Annotated in this window: 13 protein-coding genes; 1 reads left to right on the top strand and 12 read right to left on the bottom strand. The window is 44.7% G+C overall.

What is annotated here, in order from left to right; translation table 11 throughout:
• Positions 1 to 58 precede the first annotated feature (58 nt).
• The 11 genes from murC to mraZ form a co-directional block, all read right to left on the bottom strand.
• Positions 59 to 1,477: a UDP-N-acetylmuramate--L-alanine ligase gene (murC, locus tag BLV54_RS03955; RefSeq protein WP_090568101.1), complete on the bottom strand. Its 1,419-nt coding sequence runs from the start codon at positions 1,475 to 1,477 to the stop codon at positions 59 to 61.
• The gene (murG, locus tag BLV54_RS03960) at positions 1,474 to 2,541 is read right to left on the bottom strand and encodes an undecaprenyldiphospho-muramoylpentapeptide beta-N-acetylglucosaminyltransferase (protein ID WP_090568104.1); all 1,068 of its coding nucleotides are present in this window, start codon (positions 2,539 to 2,541) and stop codon (positions 1,474 to 1,476) included. The genes murC and murG overlap by 4 nt, the downstream gene beginning before the upstream one ends.
• Positions 2,542 to 2,587: 46 nt before the next feature.
• Positions 2,588 to 3,748, bottom strand: coding sequence for a putative lipid II flippase FtsW (gene ftsW, locus BLV54_RS03965; RefSeq protein ID WP_090568106.1), 1,161 nt, complete (start codon positions 3,746 to 3,748; stop codon positions 2,588 to 2,590).
• Positions 3,749 to 3,751: 3 nt separating this feature from the next.
• Positions 3,752 to 5,161, bottom strand: coding sequence for a UDP-N-acetylmuramoyl-L-alanine--D-glutamate ligase (gene murD / locus BLV54_RS03970; protein ID WP_090568109.1), 1,410 nt, complete (start codon positions 5,159 to 5,161; stop codon positions 3,752 to 3,754).
• Positions 5,158 to 6,243: a phospho-N-acetylmuramoyl-pentapeptide-transferase gene (gene mraY / locus BLV54_RS03975; RefSeq protein WP_090568113.1), complete on the bottom strand. Its 1,086-nt coding sequence runs from the start codon at positions 6,241 to 6,243 to the stop codon at positions 5,158 to 5,160. Before mraY ends, murD begins: the two co-directional genes overlap by 4 nt.
• An 83-nt stretch (positions 6,244 to 6,326) precedes the next feature.
• Positions 6,327 to 7,709 carry a UDP-N-acetylmuramoyl-tripeptide--D-alanyl-D-alanine ligase gene (gene murF, locus BLV54_RS03980; protein ID WP_090568117.1) on the bottom strand — a complete coding sequence of 461 codons (1,383 nt, stop codon included), beginning with the start codon at positions 7,707 to 7,709 and terminating at the stop codon, positions 6,327 to 6,329.
• Positions 7,703 to 9,268, bottom strand: a complete 1,566-nt coding sequence (locus tag BLV54_RS03985) for a UDP-N-acetylmuramoyl-L-alanyl-D-glutamate--2,6-diaminopimelate ligase (RefSeq protein WP_256329109.1) — start codon at positions 9,266 to 9,268, stop codon at positions 7,703 to 7,705. The genes murF and BLV54_RS03985 overlap by 7 nt, the downstream gene beginning before the upstream one ends.
• Positions 9,265 to 10,992 carry a peptidoglycan D,D-transpeptidase FtsI family protein gene (locus tag BLV54_RS03990; protein ID WP_090568120.1) on the bottom strand — a complete coding sequence of 576 codons (1,728 nt, stop codon included), beginning with the start codon at positions 10,990 to 10,992 and terminating at the stop codon, positions 9,265 to 9,267. The genes BLV54_RS03985 and BLV54_RS03990 overlap by 4 nt, the downstream gene beginning before the upstream one ends.
• Positions 10,993 to 10,994: 2 nt before the next feature.
• Positions 10,995 to 11,294 (bottom strand): cell division protein FtsL, encoded by a 300-nt coding sequence (gene ftsL, locus BLV54_RS03995; protein ID WP_090568211.1) that lies wholly within the window; start codon positions 11,292 to 11,294, stop codon positions 10,995 to 10,997.
• 4 nt (positions 11,295 to 11,298) lie between these two features.
• Positions 11,299 to 12,243, bottom strand: a complete 945-nt coding sequence (gene rsmH / locus BLV54_RS04000) for a 16S rRNA (cytosine(1402)-N(4))-methyltransferase RsmH (RefSeq protein WP_090568123.1) — start codon at positions 12,241 to 12,243, stop codon at positions 11,299 to 11,301.
• Positions 12,244 to 12,258: 15 nt separating this feature from the next.
• Positions 12,259 to 12,705 (bottom strand): division/cell wall cluster transcriptional repressor MraZ, encoded by a 447-nt coding sequence (gene mraZ / locus BLV54_RS04005; protein WP_090568126.1) that lies wholly within the window; start codon positions 12,703 to 12,705, stop codon positions 12,259 to 12,261.
• A 320-nt stretch (positions 12,706 to 13,025) separates the two neighbouring features.
• On the opposite strand from mraZ, the gene BLV54_RS04010 reads away from it, so the two are divergent.
• On the top strand, positions 13,026 to 13,661 hold the full coding sequence (locus tag BLV54_RS04010) for a DNA-3-methyladenine glycosylase family protein (protein ID WP_256329111.1): 636 nt from the start codon (positions 13,026 to 13,028) through the stop codon (positions 13,659 to 13,661).
• Positions 13,662 to 13,707: 46 nt separating this feature from the next.
• On the opposite strand, the gene BLV54_RS04015 is transcribed toward BLV54_RS04010, so the two are convergent.
• A complete protein-coding gene (locus BLV54_RS04015) occupies positions 13,708 to 14,685 on the bottom strand; it encodes an ABC transporter permease (protein WP_090568132.1) in 978 nt (325 codons plus the stop codon).
• Positions 14,686 to 14,697: the final 12 nt, after the last annotated feature.

A 14,697-nucleotide genomic window follows, 5' to 3' on the forward strand; every position in this document is an offset into this window, starting at 1 on the left:
CGACCGAGATGTTGATCGACTAAATTTTGTATGGCGCGATATCAGAGTGTTCATTGATTCATTCACCGATGACAGCAAATTTTTTCATAGCTTGCTTCACGCGGACAGCCACTTTCCCTATCGAGCCAGCACCCATGATCAATACGACATCCCCATCTGACACAACCCCATGGATCATTGCAGGAAGTTCATCCACGTTCTCGGTATAAATGGGTTCCAATTTTCCCAGTACTCTAATGGCACGGGCTAGTGATTTACTATCTGCAGCAATGATAGGATCCTCTCCTGCCGCATATACCTCGGTCAGCAGCAATAGATCAGCGCTGGATAATACTCTGACGAAATCTTCAAACACATCACGCGTACGAGTATATCGGTGGGGTTGAAAAACCAACACTAAGCGGCGCCCAGGGAATGCACCGCGCGCTGCCGCCATGGTTGCAGCAATCTCTACCGGATGGTGACCATAATCATCTATCAAGGTAAAACTACTTTGCCCAGCCAATTTGATCTCACCATAACGCTGGAAACGGCGCTCGACACCGCCGAACGTCGCCAGGGCGCGAACGATAGCAGCATCAGAGACACTGAGCTCATTACAAACTGCTATAGCTGCAAGCGCATTCTGGACGTTATGGATGCCTGGCAGATTGAGCATGATATTAATCTTGCGTGACGCACCATTTACACCTATACGTGCACAAAAATGCATTCTGCCGCTATCGTGACGAATATCGGACGCACTGATATGTGCACTCTCTGACAAGCCATAGGTTGTCACTGGCTTGGTAGTAGCCGACGTGATGTCGCGCACATTTTTATCATCGATACACAATACTGCCATGCCGTAAAAAGGTAAGTGCTCGATAAATTCGACAAATGTCTGTTTGAGCTTAGTGAAATCATGACCATAAGTAGCCATATGATCAGCATCGATATTAGTCACTACTGCCAGAATAGGCTTTAAATAAAGAAAAGAAGCATCAGACTCATCTGCTTCTACAACGATAAATTCCCCACTACCGAGTTTGGCATGGCTGCCCGCTGCTTCGAGCTTGCCACCAATCACGAAAGTCGGATCAAGTCCTGCTTCTGCCAGAATACTTGCAATGAGGCTGGTTGTAGTCGTTTTACCGTGGGTACCCGCTACAGCTATTCCTTGCCGTAAGCGTAATAACTCTGCCAGCATCATGGCACGGGGCACCACCGGAATACGACGTTCACGTGCGGCTGCAACTTCAGGATTGTCCGGCCTTACCGCGGTTGAAGTCACCACAACATCAGCAGATGCCACATTCTCCTTGGCATGGCCGATATGAACTATGGCGCCCAGCTTCTGCAAACGCTCAGTTGTCAGATTTTTGCTCAGATCTGAACCGCTTACCTGGTAGCCTTGATTAATCATGACTTCAGCGATCCCCCCCATCCCTGAGCCACCAATTCCAACAAAATGCATATGCCTAACCTTATGTTTCATCTAGCAGACGCCCCTATTCCCAGACAAGCTTCTGCGACCATTCTGGTTGCATCCGGTTTTGCCAGACTGCGTGCAAGTGTTGCCATTTCCAGCAATCTTTCACGAGTAAACTTCCTGATCAAATCTGCCAGAACCTCTGGATTCAATTTGTCTTGAGGCAGTAACAATGCAGCATTATGCTTGCTCAAAAATTGAGCATTAGCAGTTTGATGATCATCCACTGCAAAAGGATAGGGAATAAGAATACTGGCGACACCCACCACTGCTAGCTCAGATATGGTCAACGCACCAGCCCGACAGATGACCAGATCACATTCAGCATAACTTGCAGCCATATCTTCGATAAAAGATACCAAATTGCCCTCTACCCCACATTCAGCGTAATTCCTTTGTAATTCATCCAAATTATTTTTTCCTGCCTGATGCGTGATCCAAGGACGTTCATTTTCTGGAATTAACTTTAATGCCTTTGGTATGGTTGTATTGAGTATGCGGGCTCCCAAACTGCCCCCGATCACTAATAACTTGAGTTTTCCGCTACGACCAGCAAAACGTTGTTCAGGTACCGGCAGTCGCAAAATGTCATCTCGCACTGGATTTCCAGTCACCTGTACTTTCTCGCTTTTGCCTTTTATAGCAGCAGGAAAACCCAGCAAAATTTTGTCAGCAATTTTTGCGAGAATTCTGTTCGTAAGACCAGGAATTGCATTCTGTTCATGGATCAAGAGTGGTTTATTTAATAATGAAGCCATGATACCGCCCGGAAAAGCAGGATAGCCGCCCATTCCTAATACCACATCGGGTTGAGTGCGGATAATTATTCTGGCGCTCTGCCAGAAAGCCATTAACAAGCGCCATGGTAACCATAGCCGATTCATCGCTTTTTTCCCGCGCAAACCAGAAAATTCAATAAGTTCAATGTGATATCCATGCCGTGGTACCAGCGCTGCCTCCATCCCATTATGCGTGCCCAACCAGACGATATTCCAATCTAATGTTGTCATATGATCAGCCACCGCCAATCCTGGGAAAACATGACCACCTGTTCCACCAGCCATAATCATGATTGTTCGCGCCACTTTCACATCACTAGAATAGTTGCCCAGGTAATCACACGCTTAATCCTTTTATTTTTTGTCTGTTCTCCCAATCTACCCGCAGTAAAACAGCAAGTGCGATACAAGTAACGACGATACTACTTCCACCAAAACTCATAAGTGGTAGTGTCAATCCCTTAGTCGGTAACATCCCCATATTCACTCCCATATTGATAAAAGCTTGGAACCCCAGCCAGACTCCAATACCTTGTGCTACCAGGGCTGAGAAATAGTTTTCCAACATAGTTGCTGTGCGGCCGATAATAAATGCGCGCACAAGTATACAGGCAAACATCGCCATCACCGTTGCCACACCCACAAATCCTAATTCTTCAGCAAGCACAGCAAACATAAAATCAGTATGTGCTTCCGGCAAATAAAACAACTTTTCTACACTTCCACCCAACCCTACTCCAAGCCATTCACCTCGCCCAAACGCAATCAATGCATGGCTTAACTGATAACCCTTACCATAAGGATCAGCCCACGGATCCAGGAAGCCATCAATACGGCTACTACGATAACTTACTGATATAATTAATAAACTCAAGCAAGCGACGAGCAGTCCTGTCACTCCGACAAACAACTTAAGACTCATACCACCCATGAACATAATTGCAACTGCAATGCCGGTCACGACTACAAATGAGCCGTAATCGGGTTCCCGTAGTAACAAAAAACCTACTGCGGATATCAAAGCCAGGATAGGCAAAACACCTTTACGCCAGTTATCGAGGTAAGCTAATTTACGAACTACATAATCCGAAACATAGATCACCATCAAAAGCTTCATCAGCTCAGATGGCTGAAAATTGACTATTCCCAGTGAAATCCAACGCTGACTGCCATTAATTTCACGGCCAATTCCTGGAATCAATACCAGAATTAATAATATAGTCCCCACTAAAAACAGATGGGGGCAATATTCCCGCCATGCACGCATAGGAAATTGGAAAGCAAAAAATCCGATCACTAGGCCCAGAAACAAATAAATGCTATGGCGTATCAAATAATAGTACGAGCCACTTTCACCATATTCCGACTCAGCGATTGCGATTGATGCAGAATAAACCATGACCAACCCAAGGCTTAACAATACCAGTGCCGACCAAATCAGATAGTAGTCAAAATCGGTTGTTATTTCCTGGCGATTAACAGCGGGCTGGTCAATCATGGATCAATGACTCTCCTGATCAGAAAAAATAAATTTCTCCTCAATTTCTTTGACAGCAGCAATAAAAACCTCCGCCCGATGGATGTAATTTCTAAACATATCCAGACTGGCACAAGCTGGGGACAGCATTACCACATCACCTGGTTGTGCCAATAAAAAACTTATCCGTACTGCCTCGTCCATCGTTGCAGCATAATGAATTGAAGGTTGGCAATCACTGATCACTTCAGCGATCTTTTTGGCATCACGACCAAGCAATACCACTGCACGAGTAGAGTTAGCCACAGGTTGCTTTAAAGGAGAAAAATCTTGCCCCTTCCCATCACCCCCCGCAATTAGCACCGCGTTTTTTTGCATCCCACTCAACGCTGCAATAGCAGATCCCACATTAGTACTTTTGGAGTCATCATAAAAAGTAACATTATTGATCACAGCAATTTTTTGCATGCGATGAGGCAATCCCTTAAACTCACGCAAAGTTTTCAATAAGGGCTCATAGGGTAATGTGATAGCGCGACATAACGCCATCGCTGCCAACGCATTGGCAATGTTATGCATACCCGGAATCATCATCTCATTAGCTTTTAGTAAGTACATTCCTCCCTGAACCAGCCATAGATCTGCGCCACTTTGTAACAAGCCAAAATCCATATTTGAGATGGGTTCATCCAGACCAAAAGTCATTTGTTTTCTGCCAGGTAATGCCATGGCACACACAGTTTCATCATCCCGATTCAGAATTTGGACACTTTTCTTATCTCCGATAAACAGTCTTGCTTTGGCTGCTGCGTAGTCATGCATGCCAGCATAGCGATCGAAGTGATCTTCACTTAAATTGAGTACTGCTGCTGCATCAGCACCAAGATTTTGTGTTGTCTCCAATTGAAAACTGGAAAGCTCCAGCACCCAATACTGTGGCAATTTACCCAAATCCATGCGGCGCATCAGTGATTCCAATACTGCCGGACCAATATTACCCGCCACTTCAACATCCCATCCTGCATTTCTGACCATCTCACCCACCATCGTCGTGACAGTAGTCTTTCCATTCGAACCGGTAATGGCCAGAATTCTGGGTCTTGGTTGCTCAAGCTCTTCTAGTGCTTGGGCAAATAATTCAATATCTCCTACCACGGGAATATCGCGCTTCACAGCTTGTTGTACCAGCGGCTCAGCCAATGACACACCTGGGCTGATCGCAATGAGCTCAATATCATCAAATACTTCTGCTCTGAATGGTCCACTGTATATTTTTTCAACAGGAATCAACTGTTCCAGTGCTGCACGATTGGGAGGGGAGGTACGATTATCAGCAGCACGCACCTCTGCGCCTTGGCGAGTCAACCATTTCACCATAGATAGACCTGTTTCACCCATTCCCAAAACAAGCACTTTTTTATTACGCAAATTCATCGTAACTTCAATGTTGATAATCCCACTAACACTAAAACGATCGTCAGAATCCAGAATCTGACCACCACTTGATTCTCTTTCCATCCTTTCAATTCAAAATGATGATGAAGGGGTGCCATACGGAAGATACGCTTACCAAATAGCTTAAATGAAGCTACCTGTAACATCACAGACAAAGCTTCCATCACAAATACTCCCCCCATGATGACCAACACGATTTCCTGGCGAACAATCACGGTTATCACACCTAATGCTGCACCCAGTGCAAGCGCACCGACATCGCCCATAAATACTTCTGCCGGATAAGTGTTAAACCATAGAAATGCCAAACCAGCACCCGCAAGCGCACCACAAAAAACAGCCAGTTCACCTGCGTTAGGGATATAAGGAATACCCAGATATTTTGCAAAAACAACATGACCGGCTACATAGGCAAAAATCGCCAGAGCACCACTAATCATAACTGTCGGCATAATGGCAAGGCCATCCAGCCCATCTGTCAAATTTACTGCATTGCTCGTTCCCACAATAACGAGATAAGTCAGCAACACAAAGCCAAAGATACCTAGTGGAATCGCTACCTCTTTAAAAAATGGCACAATCATAGTAGTCTGTTCTGGAAGTTCAGCTATCGTGACGAGATACCATGCCACACAACACGCTATGACTGATTGCCAGAAAAACTTGGCTGAAGCAGACAGGCCTTTGGAATTACGATGGACTACTTTACGATAATCATCTACCCAGCCAATGACACCAAATCCCAAAGTAGTCAATAAAACGATCCAAATATACCGATTAGTCAGGTCTGCCCATAATAGCGTTGTAATAATAATCGAGACGAGTATCAGCGCTCCCCCCATTGTTGGCGTGCCCGCCTTAACAAGATGAGTTTGCGGACCGTCATCACGTACGGATTGGCCGATTTTATACGCCGTTAACTTGCGTATCATGGTTGGACCGACAATAAATGAAATTACCAAGGCGGTAAGTGCAGCCAACATCGTGCGTAAGGTAATATAATTAAAAACATTAAATGCACGAATATCCTGGGCAATCCATTGAGTGATTACTAATAGCATTTTTATCCTTAGAACAATACTGGTTGCTGATATTGCATTAATTACTTACTGCTATTTACTTTTTATCAAGAAACCATATAACATCAAGTCTCTAACTGTTTTATCACGCGTTCCATCTGCATGAAACGCGAGCCTTTTACCAGCATGTTAACGTTGATGTCCAATAACTTTTCCGCTTCTTCCAGTAAGGCATCCATACTTGAAAAATGACGGGCACCTCTACCAAATCCAACTGCAGCATGCTTGCTTAGATTACCCAAAGTAAGCAATTCATCTATTCCGACATGACTCGCTTCCACGCCAATCTGGAAATGAAAATCCGCCGCATTCGGACCTAGTTCTCCCATATCGCCAAGTATCAGCACTTTTTTTCCAGGTTCATTAGCGAGTACCGCAAGCGCCGCTCTCATTGACTCCGGGTTAGCGTTATATGTGTCATCAATCAAAGTTGCTTTGCGCAAGCCAGGTTTCTTTTGCAGACGCCCCTGCACGCCACGAAATGCTTGTAATCCTGCTGCAATCGTCTGTTTATCAATACCGACAGCAACCGCCGTCGCTGCTGCTGCCAAGGCATTGTAAATATTATGCTGACCGGGTACTTGTAATCGTATCTCCTCACTTCCGTCAGGAAGTTTCAGCACCCACCTACTTTTGGAAGAATCAGATTGGTAAAAAGCAGTTACTTGTGCAGAGCCATTCAAACCGAAATCAATGATGTGCCTGTTTTCTGCTAGTCTGCGCCATAATGAAGCATGATCATCATCTGCATTGATAATGGCCACACCCCTATCACTCAATCCCTCAAAGATTTCACCCTTGGCCCGCGCAACCGCTTCTACCGAACCAAGTCCTTCAATATGAGCTGCACCGGCATTCGTAATAACTGCTACAGTTGGTTTAGCCAGCCGGGTTAAATAAGCGATCTCCCCAGCGTGATTCATACCCATTTCGATCACGGCATATGCATGTTGCTCGCGCAACCTTAACAGCATTTGTGGCACACCAATATCATTGTTGAGGTTACCGATAGTTGCCAGCACTTTATCTGAAATCGAATTGATTTCATCGGTCTCAGCCATAATTGCCTTACGAAAAATGGAGGCAATCATTTCCTTGACAGTTGTCTTACCATTACTTCCAGTAACTGCCACGAGTGGCAATGAAAAACGCGTGCGCCAATAAGCTGATAATTGACCCAAACTTAATCGAGTATCAGAGACTTGTATCCAACCAAATCCTGATAGAGACCGTCCAATATCAGTCTTTTTTCCTACTAAGGCAGCAACTGCTCCTTGATCTCTTGCGCTGGCAATAAATTGATGACCATCGAATCTTTCGCCGGATAATGCCACAAATAGGTCACCATGCTTGATAGTTCGACTATCGGTGCTCACACCTGTGAATAAAACATTTTCACCATTCCACCCTGCGGCTAGGGCGCACGCAGCTTCTTGTACTGTCAACATCTCTGCGCCTGCAATTTCAGGTTGGCCAGGTCATGTAGTACTTGTTGCGCGATTTCACGATCATCAAACGGAAATTTTTGTCCATCGATTTCTTGATATGCTTCAGATCCTTTGCCAGCAATCAGCACTACATCACCTTTGCGCGCATTATGTATAGCCTGATAAATCGCTGATGTACGATCTTCTTCAATTGAGTAATTGTGATGTGAGATACCAGCTACTATCTCGTTTATGATGGCACGGGGATCTTCACTACGTGGATTATCGCTGGTAATGATGACTTCGTCAGCAAGCCTTGTGGTAATTTCACCTGCTAAAGGGCGTTTCCCCCGATCCCGATCACCCCCGCAACCAAATACACAGATCAGTTTCGGCTTTCTTAAATCGAATTTATTTCTAACTTGGCTGCTATAAACCGTTTCTCGCAATCCCATCAACACTTTCTCCAGAGCATCCGGAGTATGTGCATAATCAACGATTACCACGGGTTGATCGCCTCCGCCAAACCTCTCCATTCTACCCGCGATCGGTTTAATCTGTGATAATGCCGCTGCCGCCTCATGGAAACCAACTTCATTCGCAAGCATAGTAGCCAAGACAGCCAACAAATTTGAAGCATTAAATCTGCTCGTGACATGAGCTCTCAAATTTTCCCGTTGCCCTTCAAACTCAACATCAAACTCCAGTCCATCGATATTCGCCTTAAGGTTTCTTCCTCGCAATATCCTCAAATTTTGTGGGTATCTCCCCATATTGTCTGGTTGGTTAAATCCATATCCAATTACTTGCATATTTTTGTGTACAAGCTGTTGAGACAACTCCAAACCCAGTACATCATCTAGATTTAATACCGCGCATTTGAGTGTTGGCCAGAAAAATAATTTTGCTTTAGCGGCAGCATAGGCATCCATGCTGCCATGATAATCAAGATGATCACGTGATAAATTAGTAAACACTGCTACGGCAAACTCAGCACCATTAATTCGCCCCTGTACCAGACCATGGGATGAAACCTCCATCACCACACCCTCTGCACCATTTTGTAAAATCTTTGCCAATTCCGCTTGGAGCGACACTGCGTCTGGTGTCGTATTTACCGGCTGCTTTAGTGAGCCTAAGAATCCATTTCCTAACGTGCCAATAACTGCCGTTTTTTTCCCCAGGGTTGTCATTGCCTGAGCATACCAATGACTACATGAGGTTTTACCATTAGTGCCAGTAATGCCTACCAGCCCTAATTCTCGCGAGGGATATCCATAAACATGACTGGCAATCATCCCAGCCTTGGCTTGCAATCCTGATACAGCACAATTAGGTATTTTCCAAAGAGGATCCCATGTAAATTGATTCTTCTCCCAAATCACAGCATTGGCGCCTACTGCAATAGCCTGAGGAATATCTTTGCGTGCATCATATCTCTCACCGGCATAAGCAAGAAAGGTATCGCCTGGTTTCAACTTACGACTGTCTGCTGTTAAACGCTCCACTGGCACTCCAAGTTGACTGAGAAGTCTGGTTGCAAAATTTGCATCCGATTTCCTCATTGGTCCTGGTGTCATCCTTCACTCTCCAGCTTAACAGGCAAGGGAGAAGTTACAATATTGCCAAGCGCATCATGTGGAACACGCAATTGTCGCAAAGCACCCGACATCACTTGACTGAATAAGGGGGCTGCCACCGCCCCTCCGTAATATTGTCCCGCCGAAGGTTCATCAATCATGACTGCAACGACCAGACGAGGATTAGATACTGGCGCATAACCAACAAATGTAGAGATATATCGGTTTTTCGCATAACCTTTCATACCTTCCAATGGCTTATGCGCTGTTCCGGTTTTGCCAGCAACCCGATAGCCATTGACTCTGGCTTGTAATCCAGTACCGCCAGGCTGTACTACTGTCTCCAGCATTCTACTCATAGCCAGCGCCGTTTCACGTGAAATTACTTGCTGACCAACAGGTGGAGTATCCTGTTTCAATAGCGATATAGGTTTTAGCTCCCCGCTAGCAGCAAAGATAGTGTATGCGCGTGCTAATTGCATTAAATTGACTGATATTCCATGGCCATAGGACATAGTAGCCTGCTCGATTGGTCGCCACTTATGATAAGGACGCAGTCTACCGTTTACTTCTCCCGGAAAGTTTGCTCCCGTTGGCATACCAAAACCAGAACGACTCAGCATTTCCCACAATGTCTTAGGAGGTAACATCAAAGCAATTTTTGCTGCACCTACATTACTTGATTCCTGGATAACTTGTGATACGGAAATTGTTCCTTTATTACGGACATCACGTATGGTAGCGTTTCCTATCTTAAGGATACCTGGAGATGTATGAAACAACGTATCAGGATTAATCTTGCCTATCTCCATCGCAACAGCGACAGCAAATGGCTTTAGTGTCGAGCCCGGTTCGAAGACATCAACTAACGCCCGATTACGGGTTGTTCCAGGCCGTATACTTGATCGCTGGTTAGGGTTATATGAGGGATAATTGGCTAAGCTCAGCACTTCCCCTGTCTGTACATCCAGCACAATAACACTTCCCGCCTTAGCTTGATTAGCTTTAACTGCTCGCTTTAATTCTCGATGAGTAAGATACTGTATTTTACTATCAATCGATAATGCCAAATTTTCGCCAGGTCTGGGCGAGCGAATTTTCTCGACACTCTCTATGACGCGCCCGATACGGTCCTTGATTACGCGACGACTACCGTGCTCACCTGTAAGGATATCCTCCCATCCCAGCTCCACACCCTCCTGCCCCTTCCCATCTATGTCAGTAAAACCAAGAATGTGGGCAGCCACTTCACCTGTTGGATAATACCGATAAAATTCCCGCTTAACATATACACCGGCTATTTTCAAATTAGCTACACCAGACGCCATTTCCGGTGATAACTGTCTCCTTAGATAAACAAATCTCTTATCCTGATCAAGAACTCGCTTATGTAAGTCTGCCACATCCATTTCGAGCAATTGAGCTAATGCCTGTAATTGCTCCGGTGTAGCGTTTACTTTTTGCGGATCGGCCCAAACAGATTTTACTGGTGCACTGATCGCTAGTATCTCACCATGCCGGTCTGTTATTTTTCCCCGTTGCGCATTCAATTCCACGATACGACTGTAGCGTGATTGCCCTTGCTGTTGAAGAAAATCCTTATTCAGTCCTTGCAAGTAAATAGCGCGCCCTGCCAGTGCGACCAAACCCAACAGCAATAGCATTATCAGCAATCGTGAACGCCATAGAGGTAAAGCCAAAGACGATGCAGGATCGTGCCTCATGATCAAGGAAGCTCCTTAGAATAGGACCGATTTGAGGCATGATCGGGCAAAATAACCCGAATGCTTTGGGGTGCTGGCACAATCATGTCAAGTTTCCCTCTGGCAATTTTTTCAACATGTCCATGCATCGCCCATGTCCTCTGCTCAAGTAACAACTGATTCCATTCTATGGCCAATTGATCAGCCAACTCCTGCTCTTTCTCCAGCAATATAAAAAGCTTACGTGCCTCATGCTGCGAGGTGACGATGCCTAACCCACAAATAATAAGAATCACAGTCAGATAAATATTCAGTTTAATCATATAATTACCCATTAATCATGATTCTTTCTGCCACACGCATGACCGCGCTTCTCGCTCGCGGATTAACCGCTATTTCCTGTGCGCTCGGCCGCAATGCCTTACCTACTAATCGCAACCGCTGTTTACTTAACTCTTTCACTTCTTTATCACGCAAAGGAAGTTTGTGCGGCAACCTGTCTGAACTCGCTTCTGTGCGCATGAAACGTTTTACTATACGATCCTCGAGCGAATGAAAACTGATAACAACCAGCCGCCCTCCAGGATTTAATAGATCTACACATTGCGGCAAAGTTAACGACAATTCTTCAAGTTCTTGATTAAGATATATCCGTATCGCTTGAAAAGTGCGCGTCGCCGGATGCTGCTTACCCTCCCACTGATGCCCTCGCGTACGCACGACCGCTGCCACAATTTCGGCAAGTTGAATCGTGGTAGAAATGGGATGCTGTGCTCGGGCCATAACAATTGCTCTTGCAATCTGCTTAGCATACCGTTCTTCACCATAGCTTCTAATTACCTCTTCTAATTGTGATTCTGTAACAGAATTAAGCCACTCTGCTGCTGTTTCTCCACGGCTGGTATCCATCCGCATATCAAGCGGTCCTTCCGAGCGAAAACTAAATCCACGTGCGCTTTCATCCAATTGAGAAGATGACACCCCGAGATCCAGGAGCACACCATCTACCCGCTCCACTTTTAATGCGAGCAATTCATCTCGTATTTTGACGTAACTGCTGTGCCTTATACTGAATCGCTTATCATCAATCGTCTCTGCCGTTTTGATCGCAGCCAAATCTTTATCAAATGCAATCAAACGACCCTTTTTACCCAATCTGGATAAAATCAAACGACTATGTCCACCACGCCCAAATGTGCCATCTACATAAGCTCCATCTGTTTTGATTGCTAACGCATCAACGGCTTCATTTAGCAGAACTGGTAAATGCACAGCAATACCACAGCGTTACAATGAGAAACCTTCCAGCTCGGGCGGCATATTGCCATCTTTGTATACAAGCGCTGCCTCAATTTCTTGATTCCATTTTTCAGCATCCCACAACTCAAATTTTTCACCCTGACCAACCAATACAATATCCCTGATCAAACCGGCAAACTGGCGTAATGGCGTCACGACAAGTATCCGTCCAACACTATCCATCTCAACATCGCAGGCATTCCCCACGATAAGACGCTGCAAACTACGACTCTGAGGATTAAAACTAGAAAGACTATTCAGTTTTTTTTCTATGGGCTCCCAGGCAGGCTGGGGATAAATCAGTAAACACCTTGAGGGATCAGCAGTAATCACTAAATTTCCGGCACAACTGGATGACAACTCCTCACGGTACTTCGCAGGCACCGCAAATCTACCTTTGCTATCCAAGCACAGTTGTGTAACGCCACGAAACATGCCATCCCTTTATTTTTATTGGAAGCTCACGCTTTATTCCAAATATTTTCCACCATCTCCCACTTTAATACCCTTTATTCCACTTTTCGCCACTCTAATCAAAAAAATGAGGGCAGTCAAGTAGAAAAATATGCACTTTTCACTTTTGTGACAAAGACTTAAAAGGGGACAAGCAAGGCCTGCAAGGCCTTAAAAATAAATAAGATAAACGTGATTTTGAGGATAAATTGCCAATTAATATCGATGGCATATCATGTAAAATGAATAATTAGCCAATTGCTTTTAACTACCAAACGCAAATACCGCGAAGGATGGTTTTATTGAAGGAAGAACAACGTAAGGCGCCTACATTCTGGCAGCAAGCGATGGATGATTTAGCGAAAAGGGATCCCGTCATGCAACGACTTGTTAGTCAGTATAACGACTCAACACTTCATTCACGTGGAGACGCTTTTACTACCCTGGTTCGCGCCATTATTGGTCAGCAGATTTCAGTCAAAGCTGCAGCAAGTGTATGGCAGAAACTAGCTGACACCTTGTCCAAAATTACACCTGAGAGTCTGCACAGCATCGATCCAGGTACATTACGAGCATGCGGTCTATCTGCCAGGAAAATAAGTTATCTGCAAGATTTATCCTTGCGATTCATAAATGGTGGATACGACGAAACAGTTTGGCAAAAAATGAATGATGAGGCACTCATTGCTCACCTCATCCAGATAAAGGGTATTGGTCGCTGGACTGCAGAAATGTTTCTGATCTTTTACATGCAGCGACCAGATGTACTACCCTTAGCTGACATTGGATTGCAACGAGCTGTGAGTATTCACTACAACGCAAATCAACCAGTTGAGAAGAATAAATTACAGACAATTGCGACAAACTGGCGACCCTGGCGTTCGGTAGCAACCTGGTATCTCTGGCGCAGCCTTGATCCTATACCTGTTGATTATTAGGCAGATAGCGTTCCAAGAAACATAGATACAGAATTCATCACACATATTACTCCAGCTTGATTCTTGGATCCACCAGAGTATAGGATATATCGGTTAATATCAGACCTACGATATAAAGTAATGAGCCCAGAAACACCATGGCTCGCACTACAGCAAAATCCTGCGAATTGATTGCCTCGATGGTATAACTTCCCAATCCTGGTATGCCAAAAAATGATTCAGTAATCAGACTGCCAAGAAACAATAATGGAACCACTACCACCGCACCCGTGAAAATTGGAATCAGGGCATTCTTTAGCACATGCCTGAATAACACAATGCTTTCTGGCAAACCTTTGGCGCGTGCAGTTCGAACATACTCCTTATTCATTTCTTCCAGAAAAATTGTGCGATACCAGCGCACATTCGCTCCAGCACTACTCACCACCCCAATGATAACAGGTAATAGCAAAAACCTACCCGCATCCAGACCACTACCATAACCAGAAATAGGCACCAAATGCCATAACTTACTGACAAGAAATTGGCCGCCAATAATATAAAACAAACTTGAAATCGACATGAGCGCCACACACAATACGACACTCCAGAAATCTATATAAGTCATGCGAAAAAAAACCATAATCAGCGCAAAAGTAATATAAGTTAGCAATCCCAATAAAAATACTGGTAGCGCAATGGCCAGACTAGGCAGTATCCGTGATTTGATTTCATATGCAATATCGCGCCCATCATCAGCATGACCGAAATCAAATACAAACATTGCGACCGATTTTTCATAGAAAATGGTGCTTGTCAGTTTTGCAACTCCTTCAGCTTCCGTGTTATACAGCAAAGGCTTGTCATAACCATGTTCTTGTTTCCACTTTACAATTGCCTCATCAGTCACATGCTTAATTCCTAGATGCATCCGCGCCATATCATCAGGCGTATTAACTACAAAAAACAAGGTGAAAGTGATGAGATTAACCCCCACCAAAATTGGGATTGCATAGAGAATGCGTCTAATAATGTAATTAAGCATAGCGACTTAAGC

Source organism: Nitrosomonas sp. Nm33 (genome assembly GCF_900107265.1).
Classification (GTDB): domain Bacteria; phylum Pseudomonadota; class Gammaproteobacteria; order Burkholderiales; family Nitrosomonadaceae; genus Nitrosomonas.

What these genes read in the sequence shown, in the direction of transcription:
- ftsW (WP_090568106.1), bottom strand. Translation starts at nt 3,748, where the DNA reads ATGATTGACCAGCCCGCTGTTAATCGCCAGGAAATAACAACCGATTTT.
- murG (WP_090568104.1), bottom strand. Translation starts at nt 2,541, where the DNA reads ATGATTATGGCTGGTGGAACAGGTGGTCATGTTTTCCCAGGATTGGCG.
- murF (WP_090568117.1), bottom strand. Translation starts at nt 7,709, where the DNA reads ATGTTGACAGTACAAGAAGCTGCGTGCGCCCTAGCCGCAGGGTGGAAT.
- BLV54_RS03990 (WP_090568120.1), bottom strand. Translation starts at nt 10,992, where the DNA reads ATGAGGCACGATCCTGCATCGTCTTTGGCTTTACCTCTATGGCGTTCA.
- murC (WP_090568101.1), bottom strand. Translation starts at nt 1,477, where the DNA reads ATGAAACATAAGGTTAGGCATATGCATTTTGTTGGAATTGGTGGCTCA.
- murD (WP_090568109.1), bottom strand. Translation starts at nt 5,161, where the DNA reads ATGAATTTGCGTAATAAAAAAGTGCTTGTTTTGGGAATGGGTGAAACA.
- ftsL (WP_090568211.1), bottom strand. Translation starts at nt 11,294, where the DNA reads ATGATTAAACTGAATATTTATCTGACTGTGATTCTTATTATTTGTGGG.
- mraZ (WP_090568126.1), bottom strand. Translation starts at nt 12,705, where the DNA reads ATGTTTCGTGGCGTTACACAACTGTGCTTGGATAGCAAAGGTAGATTT.
- BLV54_RS04015 (WP_090568132.1), bottom strand. Translation starts at nt 14,685, where the DNA reads ATGCTTAATTACATTATTAGACGCATTCTCTATGCAATCCCAATTTTG.
- mraY (WP_090568113.1), bottom strand. Translation starts at nt 6,243, where the DNA reads ATGCTATTAGTAATCACTCAATGGATTGCCCAGGATATTCGTGCATTT.
- BLV54_RS03985 (WP_256329109.1), bottom strand. Translation starts at nt 9,268, where the DNA reads ATGACACCAGGACCAATGAGGAAATCGGATGCAAATTTTGCAACCAGA.